Below are 20,996 nucleotides of genomic sequence, written 5' to 3' on the forward strand. Positions count from 1 at the left end.
GATGTCATACCGAGCAGGCAACGCACGGGCGAGAGGTGTTTACAAACGACTGGGTTGTGGATGCCTCGGCTGCCCGCGTTCGGGAATGTGCCTTAGTGCGGTGTCGCTTTCGCCATTTCATCGGCCAGATAGGCGGCCAACGTTGCGGGAGTGGGATGGTTCCAAGCTACCGCAGGTGTCAGCTCAACTCCAAGCCAATCGTCCAGTTCGCCGCTTAACTCCACTGCCGCCATGGAATCGAGCCCGTGATCGGTAAAGCGGGTTTCGGGGCCGACATCTCGCGGATCCATCCCGCTCCGATGGATCAGCCAAGCCATCATCCAGGCTTGGATCTGTTGGCTCGCAGCGTCGCGAGAGTCCTCGTCAACTCGCTGCGGCAATGCCGGCAATTGCTCGGAGACCCCCTGGTCGATCAGTATCGAACGCGACCAGTCATAGAGGGTGGGAATCTCATCGGATTCGAGCATCTGACGACACGCCGACCGCTGAACCTTTCCGCTTGTGGTAACGGGAATCGCAGCGGGACGAGTCAACACGACTTGCCGCGGATCGATCTCGTGCTCCTCAATCACCTGCCTTCGCACGCGACGTACGAGGTTCGGAAGGAGCGTACCATCGATATGACGTGGAAGCTCGACGACGATCGACAGTGCTTCACCAACGTAGGCGTTCGTGGCCAGAGCAACGCATTTCACCATGTCATCACCAAGCGCCCGTTGAACGGTGGCTTCGATGTCCTGCGGAAAGTGATTTCGCCCACGTAGAATGATTACATCTTTCGAGCGGCCGGTTACATACAGGCTACCATCGCGAATGAAACCGAGGTCGCCCGTGCGTAGAAAGCCACCCGCACAATCGTCATTGGCGATATGTGCGTCGAACTGATGGGAGTTGACGCCCTCACGTTTCCAGTACCCTTGGGCAATGGACTCGCCCTGCAACCAGATTTCGCCAATTTGACCTTCGTCGAGACGGGTTCGGCGATCGGGCGCAATGATCTCGATCTGCATGCCGGCGCAGGGCTCGCCACAACTGACAATAGTCCGCGTCTGGTTTGGCGGATGATGGTCAGGGACCGGCGTGGCGCGCCCGCGAGATAAATCGTCGCGATCAACCAGGAGGCGAGGCACGATGGAGCTGCCGCGACTGCTGGCAACCAACAAGGTAGCTTCGGCCAAGCCGTAACATGGAATGAAGGCATTGCTCCGGAAGCCCGCGACTGCAAAATGAGCAGCGAATCGGTCGAGCGTTTCGACAGCAATGGGCTCGGCGCCACAAAACGCGACATTCCAGCGGCTCAAATCGAGCCCAGCGGCTTGGTCACGGCTAATTCGATCCAAACATAATTCGAACGCAAAATTAGGAGCTCCACTAATTGTCGCACCTGATTGGGCAATTGCCTCAAGCCATCGAATCGGCTTGGCCAGGAATGAACGTGGGGACATCAGGGTCGTATGACCGCCGAGGAAAACAGCCTCGAGAATTCCACCGATCAATCCCATGTCGTGAAACGGTGGCAACCAAAATACAGCCGAACAATGAGGTTCATCGGCACGATCACTCCGGTGCAGACCAAAAGCGCGGCGAATCGATTCTAGATTAGCCAATAAATTCGCGTGCGAAACCATGACGCCTTTCGGTTCGCTCGTCGAACCGCTGGTATACTGAAGCAGTCCTAAATCTGTGGTCTTAATCAGAGCCAACCTGGCGGAAACATCAGCCGTCCACTGATCGCCTCCGATCGCATCGGTCGCCACTGAGGGTAGCGAGTTCACCGCCGCGTTGACTCGGTTGGGATCGATACCAGCCAGTGTTTCGGCATCGGCGAGAAGCAGTTTCGGTGCACAATCATGAACGGCGGATTCCAACCGCGGCATCGCCCGGCCCCGTTTTGGAAAACAGGTAGGCACCGGCACTAGCCCACTGTACTGGCACGCAAAAAAACCAATGATGAATTCCAGGCCTGGGGGAAACAGTAAGATCGCCCGCTCTCCCGAATGCGGCTCCATGATCTCGTCGGGCAACTTATCACGCCCAGAAATCTCAGGCGGACTTCGCTCTCCCATCACCTCCCCAATTCGCCCGCAGAGCTCCATGACGCGGTCGTGCAGGCCTGCGTAGGTCAATGTCCGATGACGACCATCATCTTCGACGAAGGTTAACGCGAGACGATCAGGGTGTCGTTGAGCCTGCCCACTGAGCAGATGCGGTAACGACGGCCAATGGGACGTCACTTGAGCAGCCGAGGCCGGATTCCGAAGCATGAGCGGTAGGTTGTCAGAGGTGATTTCGGTTAAAACAGCTCTTGAGCAAATCGGTGGCAAAAATGAGAGCGTTCATTCATTGATCATGCGATAGCATAGGATCCGTAGAAGCAACTGAAAAGTGAACGAGCTCGCAAAACAAAATCGCATGATTCGCCAATTACCCTGCGGATATCTCCGAAATACATGACGATTGCCCATTCTTCGCCCTGGTACCGCCGCATCGGTGAACGAGTCGACTCGGCTGAAACGGTAATATGGTTTCCGCATGCGGGTGGCAGTGCGTCGCCGTTGATACGGCATTTTCGGGCTTTGCCACCCCCCGTCAATCTGTTCGCGGCCGCTTTGCCTGGTCGCGAGGGGCGATTCGCCGAGGAGATGCCAGACTCGTTGTCACAATTGATCACGATTCTTGTTTCAGAACTGCCACGACTCGCTCGGCCTCCCATCTTTGTGGGCCACAGTTTTGGTGCCCTGCTCGCATACTGCCTAGCGAAATCTTGCGCTGCCCAAACCATTGGACCGCATCGCTTAGTGACCATGGCTCTTGCTTCACCAGATCAAATCTCTCAACGAGACTCGATCGTCCATTTGAACAACCGGGACTTTGCCGAACAGCTTGCTCAACGCTATGGGGGCATCCCGCCATCGTTGCGGGCGAACCAAGAAGCCATGGAACTCTTGTTACCGACGGTTCGGAACGACCTGAAACTGTTAGAGTCCTACCAAGACGATCAAGACGTTGTCCTCGATATTCCCATTCTGGCAATCGCGGGATCACACGATGAACGGGCGAGCGCCGCGAAGATGCACGGTTGGCGGACGCGAACCCGCGGACCATTCGCAATGGAGACGCTGCCGGGGGATCACTTCTTTCCACTGACTCAGATTAATCGGGTATTACAATTGGCGATGCTGAGTCACGATACATCGCGTTGAGCCGGTACACGTAATCGACGGCCGTCTGCAGCCGCTCCTGAGCACGCGAACCCTCCGGCGAGGACTGTGTAGGATTTTTTTTCTTGATGGAAGCCGGCACGTTGATGGACTTCAGGATCACCTTTGGCACGAAATCAGCGCCGACACTGCGCAGCAGATCCGCAGTCCCATGGTGCTGCAGCGCAATGCGATCTCCAGTGCGCACGAAAGCTCGCCACCGTTTGCAAAACTCATCCATGCTAACGGCATTCTTCACAACATGGCGATCGAGGCGGAGGTGATGCATCAATTGGTCATCCTCAAAGGCATCTGACTCGATCGCACAGGCAAAGCGTTCTCCGTTTCCGAGTCGCATCGCGTTCCAGTAAATCGGGCGAGGCAGGCCCGACTCGCGTTCTCCGTAGGCGACCACGATATTCTTCAAGTCACCCGTTAGAATGCGTGGGACATTCGCCGACCCTCGCCGACGACGCGAGTTCTGACGCCAATTGGTGGTCGTCTCCCTCAACTGATCACCGATCATGCGGTCGAAGACTTTCGTTAAGCCGGCCAATGCTTCATTTTCAGGTTCGAGATCCATTAAGGCTGCAACGGTCGCTTCGAGCGTGGAGAGGGCGTGTTCGTTCGGCTCTCGACGAATCCGGTAACGGCCAGGTGATGTCGGGGCCAGTCGATACTGTGGGAGCTCGTGCAGCCGAGGGATGTCGCGATAAAGCGTCTTGGCTTGGTGCCACGTCCCATCGAGGACGACCAATTGGCTCGGCCGACGCGGCGGCGGCAGTTCACTCAGCAATTCGGAGTGGGGGCCCGGATAAAGTAAACCAACATCATCGTGAAGTGTCAGCGTCTCAAATTGCTGAGCAAGTTCATCGTTGTAAGCGACTAAAAGTTGACACTGTTGCAGTGACTCACTGACGATTCTGGCCGTATTGAACGGATGAAATCGCTCACGTCGATGCTGCAGAATAACCACCGACGTACGGTGCTCAATCTGCGTAATGCAATCGCAAAAGCAGAGTGGGTGAGGGCGGAAACAGCGGAGGCAGCGGTTGGAGGTCGGTTGCATGCCGCACGATCTTAGCGAACACTCCGCTCGGCGTCAGGCTGCCAAAGCTCGCACATAGGGAGTGGTTGTCAGCGGACAGCCTGCGATTGGCCCACCATTTGCGCACAGAACGATTGGCCCACCATTTGCATACAGAACTGGCCATCGTTCCCCGCATCCTGTTCCTCGGAGGCTACATCGCCTCGAATGACGCGGCCTCGAAACGTGCGTCAAGTGCTTTCGTCAATCTGGACATGGTTAGTGTCTAGCCTGTCAACACATGTCTGCGTGCTGGCTCGAGCGTTCGAGTGACTTCAGGTGCGGTGGAATCTCGCATGCTTTAATTGAACAACAGGAGCCCGAAGATGAAGACGAAACGTATTTCCAATGCGATGGAAACGGCATTGAACGAACAGATGAATCGAGAGGCCTACCAGGCACAGGTTTATCTGGCTTACGCTTCGTGGGCCGAAGTGAACGGGTTCCCTGGAATTTCTGATTTCCTGTACGGGCACATGGAGGAGGAACGCAAGCACATGTTTAAATTCCTCAAATACATCAACGATCGCGGAGGGCACGCCCGCGTTACGGCAATCGACGCGCCCCCGTCGGATCCCAAAGACATGGGCGATTGCCTGCGAAAAGCTCTCGAACACGAGATCGACAACTCCCAGAAGATCGATGAAATCGTGCATCTTGCTCATGAGGAACGAGATTGGGCCACATTCAATTTTGGGCAATGGTTCGTTAAGGAACAAATCGAAGAGGAAACGCTCGTGAACGATCTGCTCGACAAGTACAATTTGGCGACGGGCCACGCAGATGGTCACGGGCAGATTTACGAATTCGACCGCGATGCTGCGAGTTCGCCCCAGGAGGCTACCCTGCCGCGAGAGGAAGAGTTCTAGCAGGGATCACGCCAGGGCGTCTCGAACTCGATCTACGAGGCCGTTGTCACGATCCTTGCTGCCTGGCAATAGGTATGCGGAACTAGCTAGATACGCGTTGCGGAACTGTGGCGAGACGGCGTAGAAATCCTCGAGCGCGGCTGAGCTGAATTTATAGTCATGGGCATCGTTGCCCTTCAGGAAGACCAGACGGCGGGCGGCGTGAATGAGCGACTCAGGGCGTCCGCCCGAAGCCAAGAACGCCTGCATATCCGCAGCAGCCCGTGAGCGATCGCTCGACACTGCCGCAAAGATCTCATCCACACTTGCTGCGCCATCGGACTCGCCCGCATCGTCGGATACATTTATCCGCTTTGCTGCAACATTGCCTCGCCCCTGCATGGATTCCCGAAAATACGGGATGAAGGCGGCGTTTTGCAGGAGAAGTTCACGCCGAGTTTCGTCACCGCAAGCGGTTCGGTAAGCGTACTGCAACGCGTTGGTCGTTGTCGCAGCGTGCAATGACACGATTCCCGGTTGCTGTGCGAGCATCTCAGCAGCGGAAAGAAATAGTGCATCATTGATCGACTGAGGAGCAACCCCGCTAACCATCAGATCAGCCGTAACTGCGACGGCGTCGCTGGGTGACGCTGTGCGCAACGTGTCAAGTAGGTCGCGGGTTGCTCCTGCATCGAGACGGCCATGACTCCACTCTGCGGGGAGAGAGGCGAGTCGTTCTTGAGTGACCCGCCAAGCCGCATCAGGCGCCAAATCATGGGTAGCGGGATTGGGCTGCCCTTCGTGATTGAGCAGTGCGTAGGCCAGGGAACGAAGCACAGGTTCGGCGTATCGCCAACCGATGCACTGGAGAGTTCGGTAAGCATTGGCCACGTAGATTGCTTTATGCCCGATACTGCGGTAGTCCCGGCAACCATAGTGGGCGAGCATGTCAAAAACTTCTGCCGCAGCTGCGGTCCTGCACAAGGCGACGATCGCCGTGTCGGCCGCGTCGACATCCCAATTGTCCATCGCCGCACGGAATGCATCTTTCGCGCGGTGCGAAGGTGGCACACTGGCTTCATCGACTGCGGACATCGTCCAGTCGCCTTCCTGCACATCGCGGGCCTGCGATGACTTGAAGTAGTCAAGTGCCCAAAAAATCGGTAGCCATCGATCCGAATCGGGAGAGTTGAGACTGGCCAAGTGCGCCGAATTCACAACCAAGACGGCGTGAAATTTAAAGCCAACGCTCGGACGCGGTTGAATGTTCCGCACCCCCGCCAACAGCAACGCGGCCAAGACCTCTCGGTAACTCGTGCCTGACTGAATTTTGGCTGCAAACGTTTCAACCACCTGCTCGCGTGGTGTATCTTCCAGAAGGCGCACCAACGGCTCGATGTCAGGAGAAAACTCCACTGCATTGGACGGCAGTTTCGTATCGGCAGCAGACACAGCGGGAAGCCGCCCTAAAAAGCCAAAGTCGGTCATGGATAATGTTGCGCCGGCCAGGCCAGCTGATTTCAAGAACCCGCGTCGTTCGTTGATGTTGTGAGGACGTTTCATCTCAAGTCTCCAGATACGTTGATACGGAACTCGCTGAGCGTTGCACCGGCATTCTACACTTTTGGTGAATCGGTCGCGATAAAATCAAATTCTGTTACCTGCGACGTGATCCCGCATCGTCGCAAGGGGGTGGCAAGTATCTGGCCACGACACGATCAAGTGCTCACTTCACTGCGCTCACTTCTCTGGGCTCACTTCTCTGGGCTCACTTCTCTGGGCTCACTTCACTGGGCTTGCGATCGCGACCTCGGACCGAGGACGACACCCGGCAGGCTAGGTTTTAAACGTATCAAGTACGTCAGACGGGCCCAGCCTCCAGACAGGCAACGGAGCAATGGCGGACCGCAGGAACAGATGGCCATTTGCACAGCAGTGTGTGGCGACGTTATGCTGCGGCGGCGAACTTTGCCTCACCTTCCCTCCCTAACTACTTGATATGAGGTGTCCCTTGAAAGCTCGAATCATGCGAATCGCACTGTGCTCGTTTGTGCTCGCAACCACTGTTGCTGTCCCCGCGTTCGCGCAGTCCTCTGTGGACAATCCAGGCGCAGCAGCGGCGAAGTTGCAGAAAGGGGAGCCTGCCCAGAATTTCCGCCTTCCCGCGGTCGCTGGAGAGCTCTCCGGCGAAGTGGAGTTGAGCGAAGTGAATGCCGACGGCGCGGTAGTCGTGGTCGTACTGCGCGGCTACCCCGGATACCAGTGCCCAGCGTGCTCGGCCCAGGTTGCTGATTTGATTAAACACGCGGACCAGTTTGCGGCGAAAAATGCCCGCGTTCTGTTAATTTACCCTGGCGCGAAAACACAGTTGGCGCAACACGCCGATGAGTTTTTACACGGTACGAAGTTACCCAAGCCGTTCACCTTCCTGTTGGATCCCGGCTACGAATTTACGAACGCCTATGGGCTGCGTTGGGATGCACCGCGTGAGACGGCCTACCCGTCAACCATCGTCGTGGATGAGTCAGGCAAGATAACGTTCGTCAAAGTCAGTAACAGTCACCGTGGACGTGTGAGCGCCACTGACGTTCTGGCAGCGCTGTAATGAGCTAAGTCATCGCGTGGGTCTATTTGGTCATCGCTGGTTGCCTGGAGATTGTCTAGGCAATTGGCTTGGAGGATAGAGAGTGCAGGACTCAATTGTGGCCGAGTGTTTAATCGAGCCACAATGGTTGCACGCTCCTTCTGCCTCGCAATCACAATAGAGGAGTCGCTGATCGGCACAAGCTTCCTGAATTGGTCAGGCATCGGTACCGGCGGGACCGCAACGCTTGATATTGTATTTCTCGGTCAGCCAGCCTCAGCGATGCGTGTCGCCTGCATCGCGTTGATGGTTGCCGGAATTGTCGGCTGGAAGCTGGTTTGAGACTAATTCGCGGGCTCTCTCAACACCCGTCCTCACCAGTCGGTGGCTCCATCCCATTCTCTGGTGAGCGTGCTTACTCGTAGCGAATGCCTCGCAGCGGAGGCCCCGTGGGTGCGGCAGCGCTGTACTGACTAGGTGTGCCCGCCGATGTCGTTGTGGGCTGGGCCCATGCCGACGAGTTCGATGTTCCCACGTAGTTGCCGCTCGGTGGTAGGCCAGTCATCTGCAACAGATCGACTCGATTGCCAGTGGCGGGCATTGTGAAGAGCTGTGGATCGCCTGAGAGCAGCTGATTAATGCTATAAGTGGCAACTTGCAACTGCATCGCGAGCGGGGGTTCTGCGGCGGGAAATAGCTCGATTTTCACCCGGTGCGGCAGCACACTGTTAACACTGTCAAAGTACTCGTGTTCGCTTGCGAAACTCTTGGCTACCAAACGACCGTCGGGAGAGTACAGAAACAGGTGCGTTATATAGCCTGCAGAGGGCTCGATAAAGCAGACCCGTTGGTAGGTACCGGCCGCGGTTTGCACCGCGTTGCGGACTTCAATCAATCCGTCTGGACGGGTGACGGGCCCTGCAATCACTGTGCTTGGATCGAGTCGGGCCAGACCGATGGCGTCAATCAACCAACTTGGATCGACTGGAAGAATCGCTCGGTCCAGATTACTAGCGTACTGCTCATGATTGGCGTAATAGAGAGTTTGCGACATTTTTTCGGGGACCTCGAACCAGAATTCATTGGCATTGCTACCGAGATCGATGCCACTGCCCATGATGAGAGGCACGCTAGCCTTGAGCCGAAAGTTCCGATCACGCTGGAGGTGCATCGTCGCCGTGAGCTTGGGGACTGCTGTCATACTGAGCACATCAAGTGTGGCGGAGTTCGTGGACAGCTCCCGGATAGCGTCGGTACGATTGACTGCAGCTGCGAGTGAGGCCAGATCAGGTGTTTCAGGTAAGACCACAGGCGGAGGCGGCAGGTTGGCAACTGTCACCGTCCGCGGACAACCGCCGCAAAGAATCAGACAGAGAGCCGCGACGGTGGCCAGGGTCGTGCTGGTGCGTGCATCATGCATTGCGTAATCAGGCTCCCTTGCCAAATCTGGATCATTCCACTTCGCGGTAAAGCAGGTCGACGAGTTGCTCTTGTAGGCTTTCCGCTTCGGTCGAGGCAATGTCAGCTACCTCGATCGTGAGGATCGAACCATCGATATTCGATTCCAATTGCAAACGGTCCCTGCCGGGAACGGCCTCATCGTCTGCCGCCGGTTGGTCCTTGGCCTCCGGCTCGGAGCGGATGAGGGTGGCGTCTTCATAGGGTTTTAGGTGCCGCTTTCGCAGCAACATCAGGGCGAGTAGGTATCGCATTTTGCTCATGGCTGGTTGATCGGCCATCGATCGCAGTAAGTCGATCAGGACCTCGGGAGGAGCCAGTTCCCGTTTTTTTTCTTCCGGAAGTGGGACTCGGTTCTTCCAATGCCCAATGCAGCCGTCGGGAGGGCCCGTCCACGCGTCTGCAGCGATATCGACGCGCCGGAATTCCTCGTCATCACCGCTTACCACGCTGTAATAATATTCCCCCGGCAGCAACGGTCGATTACCGACGCTGCAACGACGGGTGGTACGGTTAATCTTGTATTCGCCTATCATGTTCATCATTCCGAGGTCGCAGGCATCGTCGAGATGCCGCTAAAGATGCTAGTACCAAACCGACACTCCTTACCGAAAGGTCGACGTTGAATCCCCAACCTGTTCCAGCGGATTATACCCCTGTTGAGATCGACGAACGTCTCGAAAATGACTTACGGCAACTCGTTAGGCTGGCGATTGCCGAGGACCTCGATGTCGCAGTCGACTGGACCACGCTCGCGATGATCGATGCGGAGCGCCGAGGTGCATGCCAGATCGTCTCGCGAGCCCATGGGATTGCCGCAGGAATCGCATTGACACCTTGGATCATCAATGAGTTCGACGCAGATCTGGACGTCGAAGTCCTCATCGCTGAAGGGGAAACATTCGCGCCCGGGACCCCGCTGGTCCGCTTAGCGGGATCTGCACGCGATCTCCTGACGAGTGAACGAGTTACGCTCAATCTGCTCTCGCGGCTGTGCGGAATCGCGACACTGACGAACCGGTATGTCGAGAAGCTGAAGGGATCAGATGCTCGTCTGTACGATACCCGCAAGACAACCCCTGGGATGCGACGGCTAGAAAAATACGCCGTTCGATGCGGAGGAGGCCACAATCACCGCACGGGTTTGTTTGACGGTTTCCTTATCAAAGACAATCATTTGGCCTTGGGGCAGTCTCGCGAAGCGGGCCATAGCGATGAGATGCCTTTAGGTGCCGCTGAGGCTGCCCGGAGAGCAGTGGCAATGCGGGGTGGGATGATGAAGCATCTCGTCGCACCGTCAATTGTTGAGATTGAAGTCGATCGGTTGGATCAAATGGCAACGATCCTCCTCAGCGGTATCGACATTATCCTGTTGGACAATTTTTCACTCGACGACCTACGCACCGCCGTAGCGGCACGCGACGCTTCAGGCGTCGCCGTCGAGCTCGAGGCATCTGGGAATATCACCCTCGACACGATTGCCAGCGTTGCCGCAACGGGCGTGGACCGAATCAGCAGCGGAGCGCTGACCCATCAAGCGACATCGTTGGACTTGGGAATGGACTGGGTTTAGACGCACTTCGAAAAGGCAGCCGATGACCGAGTTGGAACCCATGATCGAAAATCGCCACGAGCTTCTCGCCGAGTTACTCGAGCTAACCAAGAGGCAAGAGCTCGTCATTGCGAGCGGCCACATGAACGAACTGATGCGTTTGCTGTCCGACAAGCAATTGTGCGTTGAGCGACTTTTAGCGGTAACACGGAAGCTCGAACGAAACGTCGCATCGCATCACCCCCCACCCGAGGTGTCGGATCGTCATCGTCGGCTACACCGAGAATGCGATGCCATGCACCGCGAGCTGATCTCGCGCGAATTGGTGTGTGAGAAGAATCTGGCGCAGCTTCGTGGCACGCTCAACAGCGACGAGAAAGGTCGCCAATCGATTTCGGGGTACTCGCGGCCGAGTCCTCCACCGTCTCTGCGGGGCGACCATCTTGATCTGTCCAGCGAAGCGTAAACTTAGACCGAACTCCTCCCGCTCCCCTGGCGTTGCCAAGCACGAGAGATGGTTCCATCGCGTCGGATTAGAATTTATAAAGCAGGAGGGCGGCATAGTACACGTCGTTGGGCAGCGCCCCTTGCGGTGTGCTGTCGTATCGGTCGGTTACGGAGAGACGCAGCGAAAGATTCTCGGCAGTGTCGATTAAGGTTTCCCAGGCGAGGTCGGTCACGACGCGGAAATCCCCCGCTTTTCGCAGGCTCGGAAAGTAATCCAGTTTCCCAATAACCTTTTGACGCTCTGATAGCTGATGGTCGTAGCTTAGACCCAACACTGCTTCAGGCGTCCACTCGTCCATGGGGGCCCCGAATTCTCTCGACGCACCTAAACCGGTACGGGTGATCAAATTCACCTTGTCATTGCGAAGCCAATAGTAGCCGAAACCGGCATTCATGTTTAGCCGCAAGTCAAAGGCTTTGAATTTGTCGTACTCGAAGCCGATTTTGCCGAATGAAGTCCACTTCGATTTACCCAACAGGCGGTCATAATCAATGTTCAAACGCGCATTGTTCTCAGTATTTCGCTTCTGATTGCTAGCTTGGCGATAGTTGAAATCGATCCCGAGGGTGTAAATATCCGTTTTGCGGTTCATTTCCAACCCGGTTTGAATGGCAGAGGTGACCGCGTTTCCGGAGCTTCCGTTCAACCCAAGCTCAGCGTGGCTGGTCCAGCCTTTGGAAATCCATCGCCAGGGAATTTCGTACCACTGGACGATTTCCTCTTCCAGCGGTGGTTCTTCCAAATCGGCGGCCTCGGCAAGTGCTGCACCAATTGGCAGATCACTGAAGCTCTCCGGTTCTCGATCCGCATCTTCGCCAGCAGAAACTCCCGACGGATCGGTCAACTCGATCTCGCTAGGGACGCCCACCGCGTCCTCCAACGGCAACTCCTCAATCACGGAGGCATGCACGGGCGCTTCCGACAAGCCGAAATTCTCGTTCCACCGCGCCGGCAGCTCGGGTTGTGCGAGTGTTGGCGATGGCGAGGTGGGAGTTACCGCAGGCGGTGGGGGCAGTGTTTCATAACTGCTGCCGTTCCAATTCGATTTTCCCGACTGCCAGCCCGGTACGGAAGAGGTCTGAGGCGAGGACAAAATTGGGGCAGGCAAGGATTGCTGTGCCCAGAGGGGCGCCCCCACTGAAAACATCCACAACAAACAGACCAATGGCAAACGTGGGAAGTGCGTACGTCTCGCCCGGCGGTGACTATCGTGGCTGGGCATGGCTTCCGAAAAAAATCAAGCAGAGGATTCAATGAGAACGCATCATCGCTCTAACTAACAAAGCAGCGCGATGACGGAAAGAGAGGTTCGCGTCGCCCCAGGCGTCACCGCTTGGGCACTTAGCCGTCTGACGCTGGAAGAAGATTGCAGAGCACTCCAATGAGGGGTACGATTGCTCCAGTCCCGTCCCAGCCGAATTGCTCCGCGGGCGGGCGAACACCACTCCTTTTAAGCTGCACGCCATGTTCGAACGATTTGCTACTGGATTTCATTTGGCGAGACAGAGTTGGGATGTGCTCAAAACGGATAAGCATCTGTTGGTGTTTCCGCTGCTCTCGGGCATCTGCTGCCTATTCGTGCTGGCGAGTTTTGCAGTGCCGCTCTTGCTCAGTGGCGTGCTCGAGCAGGTCACCCAGGCTGGCGTCGACGTGGCGGAGAGCGGTGACTCTGGCGAAGTTGCCCCCCCGAGCAACCCCATCTATTGGGCCGGCTTGTTTGCATTCTACTTTTCGAATTACTTTGTGATCGTTTTCTTCAACAGCGCATTGATCGCCTGTGCGGTGAAGCGATTTTACGGGGAACGGCCGACAATCAGCGAGGGACTTTCGGCGTCCATGGCAAGGTTGCCACAAATCGCTGGTTGGGCCTTTGTTAGTGCTACGGTGGGAATTGCGCTGCGTTTGATCGAGAGTCGTAGCGAACGAGTCGGTCAGTTTGTTGTCGGACTGCTGGGCATGGGATGGTCGGCCGTCACCTTCTTCGTCGTACCCGTCCTCGTTATTGAGCGGCTGGGGCCAATCGACGCGGTCAAGCGTTCGACGCAGATCCTCAAGAGTTCATGGGGCGAGGCACTCGCTGGGAATAGCAGTATCGGATTCTTCAGCTTTCTCGCGATGCTGCCCTGCATCGGTTTGGTTGTCGCAGGAGCGGTAGCAGCTGGAAATCAAATGATCGTGATCGGCATCACGCTGGTGGCGATCGGCTCAGCCGGACTGCTCATCGTTTCACTGGTATCTAGCGCCCTATCGGCGATTATTCAAGCAGCTGTCTACATGTACGGCGCCAGCGGTCAGGCGCCGGCAGCGTTCGATTCTTCGACTCTACGAGCAGCATTCAGACGAGCCTGATCGCAGGCCCGCCACCGGTTAGGAATCGTCCCAAGCTTGGATATCAACTACTTATTGGGCGTATCTTCCAACAACTCCGAACGGCGTACGGGATTCACATCACAGCGTCGTGCATGCATCTCGAGATGAAGCCGTCAGTGCGTACGTTACCTCGCAGCCCATCCGTGCAGCCCGGGCGATGACCCCGATCGAATGATTGCTCGAATTGCAAAAAGGTCAATTACGCAACGACGGTAGCTTTAGTCATTCCGTCCAACCTGCGCATTTGCAATCCTACAATCCGAACACTCCGGACCGCTCGGGTTGAAACGAAATGTTCTCAACTCTCTTTCGAGTCTTTACGGTTAGGACCTGGAGCGAGAAGCGTTCGGTGACACGCCGACCGAGCACTTCTGTCCCGAGTGGTGAGAGAATCGATAGCTTTCCCTCGGCAATACATGCTTCTTCGGGGTACACCAACGTAAATGTTTCCGCCTCTCGGCGGTCGATGTCGAACAGTTTGACCGTCGAGTTCATGGTCACGATATCCGGGAGCATTTCGCGGGAATCGACCACGGTCGCGGCCTCTAGCTTTTCCTTCAGGTTGCTGAGGTGTGCACGCTCGTCCCACATGGCTTCGACAAAATGGCTGTCGAGTAGAGTCTCCAGCCGCTGACGATCGGTTCGAGTCAAGGCAAATATTCGAGGTGTCATGATGAAGAAAGGTTTAAAGTACGTTGTCAAAAAGGGAATGGTAGACTGCTCAGCAGCCTGTTGCGTCAATTGCTTTCGGTATCCGGACGCACAACTACTCAATCCATACGCACGCAAAAGACGAGATGGACCTCCTCGGTAGCGCGTCTGGTTCGTGAATCAACAGGCAGTTTGCTCGTCTGACGTCAACTGGATGAGATCGAACTACTGGTCGATCAAGCGATGGCTTGCAGAAGTACAGCGAGCGCGAACAGGAGAATCAACGTGATTTGACCAATCAAGTGTTCCGCATGCGGTTTTGCAGCAAGCGAATCTCCGACCTCACAACTTGTATTGAGAGCTTGCTCATGGCCGAGCGCATCGTCGACCTCGACAGCATTCTTGACTTGGTACTCCGGATTTCGCATCAACATGGCTGACACTCCTTAAGGCATGAAACAGAGAGTTGCATTGTGTGCAGGGATACTCAACGCAACGCGCATGCCACCGTGTGTCGAAGACTGCGAAATACCTCCATTGCATGAAGAGCACGCTTCGAAAACAAAATAATAATGCCTACCGCGTCAACTGAAGTTTCCCGTGTAAACCCAGGTTGACGATATGCCCTTCAGGTTCATGCATTAAGTATTGATCTTTAGATTTTTCACTCTTATCCAATGTTGAGAACGGATTTCTAGTGTTGCTGAAACCTTCCCGCACGCTAGAATCCTCAAAGAGTTTGGTATCAATGCCACTCTCGTTTTGTCGTCCTGGACCGGTGCCCGCACGAGTGAATTCCTTTCTAGAAATCACGCGAGATATCAAGCCCAGCAAGATGATTTGCGTCATCATGCTCGCATTCTTTTCGTGCGCGAGTATGGGGATTACAGCAACGGCGTCACGAACGATTATCAACAATGAAGTTGAAGCTGAAACTCCAGGGTGCCATCAGCTCCTGCCTGGATCACTGGTGAAGCGCATACGCACGTTTCGGTCGGGTACACTCGGGACATCGCCCGCGATTGCTCTCATTCCCAAACGTGGTCATTCTGGGATGACGATTCCGCGACTGCCCCTCGTCGGCCATCGACTTGCCAACGGCTTTCTCGCGCCTATTCGCTGTTAGGCCGCCGTCGGACTTTTCCATCACGCTAACCGCCTTAGCGAGATTTGACGCACGCGTCCGAAGCTGAGAGTTCAGTCTCAACACAGGGAACCTAATCGCTGATTGTTGAGCTTGCGTTCTGCTGGAGCTTAACCACCGAACTGATCGTCATCCATGTTTGCGGACGCGGCGCAGTGGTTTGCGAATGGCATTGCCCTCACTGATTGGCCAAAGCAATTGCGAGCGTGCATTCCGTGTCGCCATGAGTAGGCAAGACAATCTCGCATCCCGAAGTCTGCGAGCTCGGGTTGTCTGAATCACGCTTCTCGCTGGCCGTCGAAGTTGAATGCCAGCATGACTTTCCGCTGGATACCCCTCACCGATAATCTTGACACTGACAGGACTTTCAATGTCTTCACAAAATCCTATGCTTTCAAAATCAAACATCTACCATGATCTCGTATCGGGTCTCGTCGTTTTCTTGGTCGCGCTCCCACTTTGTCTGGGCATCGCGCTCGCCTCGGGTGCCGATCTGTTTTCGGGGTTGATCTCGGGAGTGGTTGGCGGATTGGTCGTGGCCGCGATCAGCGGTTCCCACACCAGCGTCAGCGGGCCAGCGGCGGGGCTCACCGCGATTGTCGCCGCACAGATCGCAACGCTGGGCTCCTTCGAGGCCTTTCTATTGGCAGTTGTGGTCGCGGGTATCATCCAAATCGCGTTCGGCATCGCTCGTGGCGGTGCGCTATCAGCCTTCTTTCCTTCGAGTGTGATCAAGGGGCTGCTCGTGGCGATCGGAATCATCCTGATTATGAAACAGATTCCGCATGTTTTTGGTCACGATGCAGATCCAGAGGGTGACATGTCGTTTCATCAACCCAATAACGAAAATACGTTTTCAGAGTTGCTGACACTTGTCGCGGGCAACATTCACCTCGGGGCGATGGTCATTGGACTGCTCTCGGTGGCGCTCCTACTCACGTGGGATCGCATTGCCGTCCTGAAAAGGTCGCTTGTCCCCGCCCCTCTGCTCGTCGTGATACTCGGGGTCGGCATGAGCCTGGCTTTCAGCGGCATGTCTGAGAACTGGGCGATTGGCACCAGCCATTTGGTGCAGATTCCGGTGGCCAAGAGTCTGTCGGAGTTCGTCGGCTTCCTGCGACTTCCGGACTTCTCACAGGTGATCAATCCTGCGATCTACATCGCCGCGTTGACGATTGCGGTTGTTGCGTCGCTGGAAACGCTTTTGAACCTGGAGGCGGTCGATAAACTTGATCCAGAAAAGCGTAGCTCGCCGCCGAGTCGTGAACTGATTGCCCAGGGTTGCGGCAACATGGTCTGCGGTCTGATCGGCGGATTGCCCGTCACCTCGGTCGTCGTCCGCGGCAGTGTGAACGTTGGCGCGGGAGCTAAAACGAAGATGTCCGCCATTTTCCATGGGGCGCTGATTCTGCTAAGCATCGCGATCTTGCCTCAAGTGATGAATATGATTCCGTTGTCAGCCCTGGCAGCGATCTTGTTGGTTACCGGGTTCAAACTTGCCAGCCCTAAGCTGTTCAAACAGATGTGGGACCAAGGACGCTATCAGTTCCTGCCATTCATCATCACGGTGATCGCAATTGTGATGACTGACTTGTTGGTTGGGATCATGATCGGACTGGCAGTAAGCGTACTGTTCATTCTCAACAGCAACCTGCGTCGACCGATTCGTACGATTCTAGAGACACACTTAGATGGAGACCTGACCCACATCGAACTGGCGAATCAGGTTAGTTTCCTCAATCGGGCTGCGATTGATCGCGTTCTCAACGAAGCGAAGCCAGGTAGCCAACTTTTGATTGATGCAACCGAGTCAGACTACATCGATCCGGATGTCCTGAGTTTGATCCGTGACTTTAAGGATGATGTAGCACCGGCACGAGATATCGCCGTGAGCCTGAAAGGTTTCCGGCCTCGTTATCAATTGCAGGATCAGATTCATTTCGCAGACTATTCGAGTCGTGAGTTACAAGGTCGGATGACAGCGGATCAGGTTTGCGACATATTGCGTGCTGGCAATCGCCGTTTCGTGGACGGAACACGACTCAATCGTGATCTCGGCCGGCAGGTCGGCGCGACTGCCGAAGGCCAGAACCCGCTGGCGGCCGTGTTAAGTTGCATCGACTCACGCGTGCCAGCTGAGCTCGTGTTTGATCTCGGTGTTGGCGACATTTTCAGTGCGCGCGTCGCGGGCAACGTCGTTGGAACAAAATCTCTCGGTAGTCTCGAATACGCAATCGGCGTCGCCGGTGTGAAGCTGCTCGTTGTATTAGGCCATACCCGTTGCGGTGCGGTCACTTCGTCGGTCAAGCTGGTATCCGGTGGGACGGACGCGATGACAGCGACAGGCTGCCAGCATCTTCAAGCCATTGTCGATGAGATTGCGCCCAGCATGCCGTCGATCGGATCACAGGAACTCAACGAGATGCCTGCCGACGACTTTGAAGCGTTTGTAGATAGTGTCGCTGAAAGGAACGTTCAGCACACTGCGAATCAAATTGTTTCCCGCAGCGATATCATTCGCAGCGCTGTGGACGAAGGTCGTGTTAAGGTGATTGGCGCTATGTATGACGTCAAGTCGGGCAGTGTCAAATTCCTCGGAGATGAACTTCGTCCCCTCAGTACACGCGATGAATGGAAGGACCGGGACACTTTGCAATCGATCGGCTGATCGCGATCATTGGCCAGTGTACAAGAAAGCAATTTCCAGTCCGCGCCGCTAGCATGATGGATTTACCTTGTTAGACGATCCCCGACCTCCGTTGCCGTTTCAGCCGATCGACCGGCTGTTGCGTCCACTCGCGAGATTCATGCACGTGGAGGCAACCAGCGGGCTCGTGCTGGTGTTTTGCACGATGATCGCTCTGGTTGCCGCCAATACTTCATTCGCGGCAACCTACCTGGAGTTTTGGCAGACCGACATATCAATCGGTTTTGGCGAGTGGCAGTTTCATCATTCACTGCACCACGTCATTAACGATGGTCTCATGTCGATCTTCTTCTTCGTGATCGGACTGGAGGTCAAACGCGAGATCGTACATGGTTCTTTATCGAACTGGCAACAAGCGTCGCTTCCGATTGCTGCGGCAATCGGGGGCATGATCGTCCCAGCGGGTTTATACCTAGCGATCCAGTACGGGCAACCGGGAATGCGCGGTTGGGGAATTCCGATGGCGACCGACATTGCATTTGTCGTTGGATGCTTAGCATTGCTGGGACCACGAGTCCCTCACTGCTTGCGGGTGCTACTGCTATCACTCGCCATTGTCGACGATATCGGTGCGATCTTAGTAATCGCCATCGGTTACACCGAATCACTCGACGGTCGATTTCTCGTCTTGGCGGCGCTGAGTATTGGCGTGGTGCAGCTGTTCTCGAGGATCGGCGTCCGCCGTTTTCCGCCCTACATTGCTGCCGGCGCGATTGCCTGGTATGCGCTCCACGAATCGGGAATTCACGCCACGCTGACAGGTGTGATTCTCGGCTTGATGACTCCTGCGAAGCCCGTCTTGATTCCCGAGCGGTTTCGCGAATACCTGCATGAAAAACAGCTCGAGTTCGAAAGTGGTCGGTGGTCGACACGAAGCCATCGCGCTGAGGCGGTCAAGGAACTACAACAAATCAGTCGTGAGACCGTATCACCGCTGGAATACCTGGAAATGACCCTTCATCCGTGGAGTGCCTACTTCATTATGCCCGTCTTTGCTTTAGCAAATGCGGGGGTTCCGATCGAGTTATCCAATCTGAGTGATTCGGTGGCGCTGGCCGTCATTCTAGGTTTGGTAGTGGGCAAGCCCTTGGGAATTGTGCTGTTGAGCTGGATTGTAATCCGCATCGGCTGGGCGCAGCTTCCAGTTGGACTGCCGTGGTCGATGCTCATCGCCGGCAGTTGTCTCGCAGGGATCGGATTTACGATGGCACTGTTCATTGACGGACTCGCATTCGGCGCCGACGGGCAGGACACCGCCAAGATCGGTGTCCTCGCAGGATCAGCTATCAGCGGGATGCTGGGGATGGGGCTGTTGTACCGGGCGTCCTCCTACCGGGCGTCCTAGCACCAGCAGTCCTAGCACCGTGTCGCGTGAGAGCGTAGAAAATCGAACCACTCGATTTTGGAGCAGACGCCAAACATGGCGGCGCTACGGCACCTTTAACGGAAATCGTCTGCTTCAATCCCGTGGCGTTTGAGCAACTTATTCATTCCCTGGCGAGAGATGCCAGCCTGTCTCGCAGCACTGGCGATCACACCGTTATGTTTTTTGAGTACTGCGGTCAGATAGGCACGATCTGCGTTATCGAGCGCGACGTCACGCGAAATTTCTGACAAAACCGACAAGTCGATACTGGAGACGTCAGGCGTCCGTAATTGGGGTGGGAGGTCGGATACTTCGATCTTGTCGCCCCGAGCGAGGGTGATCGCCCGTTCGATAACATTCCGTAATTCGCGGATGTTTCCTGGCCAGCGGTATGCTTTGAAACAATCAATCACCTCACTGGAGAACTCCTTCACCGTTGCTTCAGCGGGCCGATGGCGCTCGAGAAAATAGTGCGCTAACTGGATGACGTCGTCACCGCGATCGCGTAACGGAGCCAGCTCGATTGGGATCACAGCGAGACGATAGTATAAGTCTTGGCGAAACCGTCCAGCATCAACTTCTGCTTGCAGATCGCGGTTGGTTGCGCAGATGAACCTCGTGTCAACCTTCACCGGCCTGCTCTCACCCACTGGCGTGAAAGTTTGTTCCTGGACCGCCCGCAATAATTTCGCTTGCGATGCTGCTGGTAGTTCGCCCAGTTCGTCGAAGAAGGCGGTGCCACCGTCACACCGGCGCAGCAATCCCATCTGATCCTTAATTGCTCCCGTAAACGAACCTTTCACGTGGCCGAACAAAACGGATTCAAACAATGATTCGGGTATTGCTGTGCAGTCGATAATCTGAAATGCATGGTGTCGACGAGCACCGTGGTTGTGAATCGCTGCAGCAATAACTTCCTTGCCTGTTCCGCTTTCACCAGTGATCAAGACGTTTGTGTTACTCGCCGCAACCCGATCGACGATGTCGAGTAGCTCCGTCATGGAAGAACAGTCTCCGATAATCTCGGGAAACGCGCCACGCGGTTTGACCTCGGTGGGAACGCCTGGTCTTACTTCGGGCGGCGGATTTTGATGGCGGAGCGCCCGCTCGACTGCACTGAGCAGTTCCTCGAACCGGACCGGTTTGAGCAAGTAATCCGCAATACCCAGTCGCACACTCTCAATCGCCGTGGGGACAGAGGGTACGCCGGTAACCACGATCATCGGGATATGCGAATACTTGATACGTCCTTCTTTAAGCAGTTCCAGCTTCAAGTTGCCCGGCATGTTCAAATCTGACAGGATCAGATCAAAGGGATGCTCACTGAGCAGGCTGATCGCATCGTCGGCGTTCTCGACACAGATGCACTCAAACCCCTCTTCTCGCAGCAAGTCCGCTGTCGTGTCACGGTAAAGTGGTTCATCGTCGGCAATTAAGATTCTTTGTTTATTTTCCATGCGGTTCTGTTGAAATTATCCAACTATGGGTTCGGAGGACGAATTTATTGGGGTTCAGGGCACG

At 55.6% G+C, this 20,996-nt stretch carries 19 protein-coding genes; 9 read left to right on the plus strand and 10 right to left on the minus strand.

From position 1 onward, the window contains the following. Nucleotides 1-92: 92 nt before the first annotated feature. Nucleotides 93-2,264 carry an AMP-binding protein gene (locus tag Poly21_RS07280; protein ID WP_146406212.1) on the minus strand — a complete coding sequence of 724 codons (2,172 nt, stop codon included), beginning with the start codon at nucleotides 2,262-2,264 and terminating at the stop codon, nucleotides 93-95. A gap of 186 nt (nucleotides 2,265-2,450) precedes the next feature. Between Poly21_RS07280 and Poly21_RS07285 the strand changes: the two genes are divergently transcribed. After that, nucleotides 2,451-3,203 carry a thioesterase II family protein gene (locus Poly21_RS07285; RefSeq protein WP_146406213.1) on the plus strand — a complete coding sequence of 251 codons (753 nt, stop codon included), beginning with the start codon at nucleotides 2,451-2,453 and terminating at the stop codon, nucleotides 3,201-3,203. Here the strand turns inward: Poly21_RS07285 and Poly21_RS07290 are convergent. Beyond that, nucleotides 3,154-4,269, minus strand: a complete 1,116-nt coding sequence (locus Poly21_RS07290; RefSeq protein WP_146406214.1) for a tRNA-uridine aminocarboxypropyltransferase — start codon at nucleotides 4,267-4,269, stop codon at nucleotides 3,154-3,156. The two genes, Poly21_RS07285 and Poly21_RS07290, sit on opposite strands and share 50 nt — an antisense overlap. A 344-nt stretch (nucleotides 4,270-4,613) precedes the next feature. Here Poly21_RS07290 and Poly21_RS07295 point away from each other — a divergent pair, with 344 nt between their 5' ends. After that, on the plus strand, nucleotides 4,614-5,156 hold the full coding sequence (locus Poly21_RS07295) for a ferritin (RefSeq protein WP_146406215.1): 543 nt from the start codon (nucleotides 4,614-4,616) through the stop codon (nucleotides 5,154-5,156). Nucleotides 5,157-5,162: 6 nt separating this feature from the next. On the opposite strand, the gene Poly21_RS07300 is transcribed toward Poly21_RS07295, so the two are convergent. Further along, complete coding sequence (locus Poly21_RS07300; RefSeq protein WP_146406216.1) at nucleotides 5,163-6,698, minus strand: hypothetical protein; 1,536 nt, start codon at nucleotides 6,696-6,698, stop codon at nucleotides 5,163-5,165. A 448-nt stretch (nucleotides 6,699-7,146) separates the two neighbouring features. On the opposite strand from Poly21_RS07300, the gene Poly21_RS07305 reads away from it, so the two are divergent. Both Poly21_RS07305 and Poly21_RS27225 read left to right on the plus strand, forming a co-directional pair. Further along, a complete protein-coding gene (locus tag Poly21_RS07305) occupies nucleotides 7,147-7,740 on the plus strand; it encodes a redoxin family protein (RefSeq protein WP_302117968.1) in 594 nt (197 codons plus the stop codon). A gap of 123 nt (nucleotides 7,741-7,863) precedes the next feature. Beyond that, nucleotides 7,864-8,061, plus strand: coding sequence for an SMR family transporter (locus Poly21_RS27225; RefSeq protein WP_302117970.1), 198 nt, complete (start codon nucleotides 7,864-7,866; stop codon nucleotides 8,059-8,061). A 73-nt stretch (nucleotides 8,062-8,134) separates the two neighbouring features. On the opposite strand, the gene Poly21_RS07315 is transcribed toward Poly21_RS27225, so the two are convergent. Together Poly21_RS07315 and Poly21_RS07320 are read right to left on the minus strand one after the other, a co-directional pair. Continuing rightward, nucleotides 8,135-9,139: a hypothetical protein gene (locus Poly21_RS07315; RefSeq protein ID WP_146406217.1), complete on the minus strand. Its 1,005-nt coding sequence runs from the start codon at nucleotides 9,137-9,139 to the stop codon at nucleotides 8,135-8,137. Between the two features lie 31 nt (nucleotides 9,140-9,170). Then, nucleotides 9,171-9,722, minus strand: a complete 552-nt coding sequence (locus tag Poly21_RS07320; protein WP_302117972.1) for a hypothetical protein — start codon at nucleotides 9,720-9,722, stop codon at nucleotides 9,171-9,173. A gap of 77 nt (nucleotides 9,723-9,799) precedes the next feature. Here Poly21_RS07320 and nadC point away from each other — a divergent pair, with 77 nt between their 5' ends. Both nadC and Poly21_RS07330 read left to right on the plus strand, forming a co-directional pair. After that, nucleotides 9,800-10,750 (plus strand): carboxylating nicotinate-nucleotide diphosphorylase, encoded by a 951-nt coding sequence (gene nadC / locus Poly21_RS07325; protein WP_146406218.1) that lies wholly within the window; start codon nucleotides 9,800-9,802, stop codon nucleotides 10,748-10,750. Between the two features lie 22 nt (nucleotides 10,751-10,772). Continuing rightward, on the plus strand, nucleotides 10,773-11,195 hold the full coding sequence (locus tag Poly21_RS07330; protein WP_146406219.1) for a hypothetical protein: 423 nt from the start codon (nucleotides 10,773-10,775) through the stop codon (nucleotides 11,193-11,195). Nucleotides 11,196-11,262: 67 nt separating this feature from the next. Here the strand turns inward: Poly21_RS07330 and Poly21_RS07335 are convergent, their stop codons facing one another. Further along, complete coding sequence (locus Poly21_RS07335) at nucleotides 11,263-12,345, minus strand: DUF481 domain-containing protein (RefSeq protein ID WP_302117975.1); 1,083 nt, start codon at nucleotides 12,343-12,345, stop codon at nucleotides 11,263-11,265. Nucleotides 12,346-12,701: 356 nt separating this feature from the next. Here Poly21_RS07335 and Poly21_RS07340 point away from each other — a divergent pair, with 356 nt between their 5' ends. Then, nucleotides 12,702-13,586: a DUF6159 family protein gene (locus Poly21_RS07340; protein WP_146406220.1), complete on the plus strand. Its 885-nt coding sequence runs from the start codon at nucleotides 12,702-12,704 to the stop codon at nucleotides 13,584-13,586. 273 nt (nucleotides 13,587-13,859) lie between these two features. On the opposite strand, the gene Poly21_RS07345 is transcribed toward Poly21_RS07340, so the two are convergent. The 3 genes from Poly21_RS07345 to Poly21_RS07355 all read right to left on the minus strand — a co-directional run bounded on the left by Poly21_RS07345 (nucleotide 13,860) and on the right by Poly21_RS07355 (nucleotide 15,110). Then, a complete protein-coding gene (locus Poly21_RS07345; RefSeq protein WP_302117978.1) occupies nucleotides 13,860-14,258 on the minus strand; it encodes a GreA/GreB family elongation factor in 399 nt (132 codons plus the stop codon). 236 nt (nucleotides 14,259-14,494) lie between these two features. Beyond that, nucleotides 14,495-14,692, minus strand: a complete 198-nt coding sequence (locus Poly21_RS07350; RefSeq protein ID WP_146406222.1) for a hypothetical protein — start codon at nucleotides 14,690-14,692, stop codon at nucleotides 14,495-14,497. A 142-nt stretch (nucleotides 14,693-14,834) separates the two neighbouring features. Then, nucleotides 14,835-15,110: a hypothetical protein gene (locus Poly21_RS07355; RefSeq protein WP_146406223.1), complete on the minus strand. Its 276-nt coding sequence runs from the start codon at nucleotides 15,108-15,110 to the stop codon at nucleotides 14,835-14,837. 680 nt (nucleotides 15,111-15,790) lie between these two features. Between Poly21_RS07355 and Poly21_RS07360 the strand changes: the two genes are divergently transcribed. Together Poly21_RS07360 and nhaA are read left to right on the plus strand one after the other, a co-directional pair. Further along, complete coding sequence (locus Poly21_RS07360; RefSeq protein WP_302117982.1) at nucleotides 15,791-18,070, plus strand: bifunctional SulP family inorganic anion transporter/carbonic anhydrase; 2,280 nt, start codon at nucleotides 15,791-15,793, stop codon at nucleotides 18,068-18,070. 139 nt (nucleotides 18,071-18,209) lie between these two features. Then, a complete protein-coding gene (nhaA, locus tag Poly21_RS07365; protein ID WP_146406939.1) occupies nucleotides 18,210-19,454 on the plus strand; it encodes a Na+/H+ antiporter NhaA in 1,245 nt (414 codons plus the stop codon). Between the two features lie 95 nt (nucleotides 19,455-19,549). Here the strand turns inward: nhaA and Poly21_RS07370 are convergent, their stop codons facing one another. Then, nucleotides 19,550-20,932, minus strand: a complete 1,383-nt coding sequence (locus Poly21_RS07370) for a sigma-54-dependent transcriptional regulator (RefSeq protein ID WP_146406225.1) — start codon at nucleotides 20,930-20,932, stop codon at nucleotides 19,550-19,552. Nucleotides 20,933-20,996 lie beyond the last annotated feature (64 nt).

The organism is Allorhodopirellula heiligendammensis (assembly GCF_007860105.1).
Classification (GTDB): domain Bacteria; phylum Planctomycetota; class Planctomycetia; order Pirellulales; family Pirellulaceae; genus Rhodopirellula; species Rhodopirellula heiligendammensis.

Coding starts and splice junctions, on each gene's coding strand:
- nhaA (WP_146406939.1), top strand. CDS start 18,210: ATGCACGTGGAGGCAACCAGCGGGCTCGTGCTGGTGTTTTGCACGATG.
- Poly21_RS07295 (WP_146406215.1), top strand. CDS start 4,614: ATGAAGACGAAACGTATTTCCAATGCGATGGAAACGGCATTGAACGAA.
- Poly21_RS07280 (WP_146406212.1), bottom strand. CDS start 2,264: ATGCTTCGGAATCCGGCCTCGGCTGCTCAAGTGACGTCCCATTGGCCG.
- Poly21_RS07350 (WP_146406222.1), bottom strand. CDS start 14,692: ATGTTGATGCGAAATCCGGAGTACCAAGTCAAGAATGCTGTCGAGGTC.
- Poly21_RS07355 (WP_146406223.1), bottom strand. CDS start 15,110: ATGATGACGCAAATCATCTTGCTGGGCTTGATATCTCGCGTGATTTCT.
- Poly21_RS07300 (WP_146406216.1), bottom strand. CDS start 6,698: ATGAAACGTCCTCACAACATCAACGAACGACGCGGGTTCTTGAAATCA.
- Poly21_RS07370 (WP_146406225.1), bottom strand. CDS start 20,932: ATGGAAAATAAACAAAGAATCTTAATTGCCGACGATGAACCACTTTAC.
- Poly21_RS07320 (WP_302117972.1), bottom strand. CDS start 9,722: ATGATGAACATGATAGGCGAATACAAGATTAACCGTACCACCCGTCGT.
- Poly21_RS07330 (WP_146406219.1), top strand. CDS start 10,773: ATGACCGAGTTGGAACCCATGATCGAAAATCGCCACGAGCTTCTCGCC.
- Poly21_RS07360 (WP_302117982.1), top strand. CDS start 15,791: ATGCTTTCAAAATCAAACATCTACCATGATCTCGTATCGGGTCTCGTC.
- Poly21_RS07290 (WP_146406214.1), bottom strand. CDS start 4,269: ATGCAACCGACCTCCAACCGCTGCCTCCGCTGTTTCCGCCCTCACCCA.
- Poly21_RS07285 (WP_146406213.1), top strand. CDS start 2,451: ATGACGATTGCCCATTCTTCGCCCTGGTACCGCCGCATCGGTGAACGA.
- Poly21_RS07315 (WP_146406217.1), bottom strand. CDS start 9,139: ATGCATGATGCACGCACCAGCACGACCCTGGCCACCGTCGCGGCTCTC.
- Poly21_RS27225 (WP_302117970.1), top strand. CDS start 7,864: ATGGTTGCACGCTCCTTCTGCCTCGCAATCACAATAGAGGAGTCGCTG.
- Poly21_RS07340 (WP_146406220.1), top strand. CDS start 12,702: ATGTTCGAACGATTTGCTACTGGATTTCATTTGGCGAGACAGAGTTGG.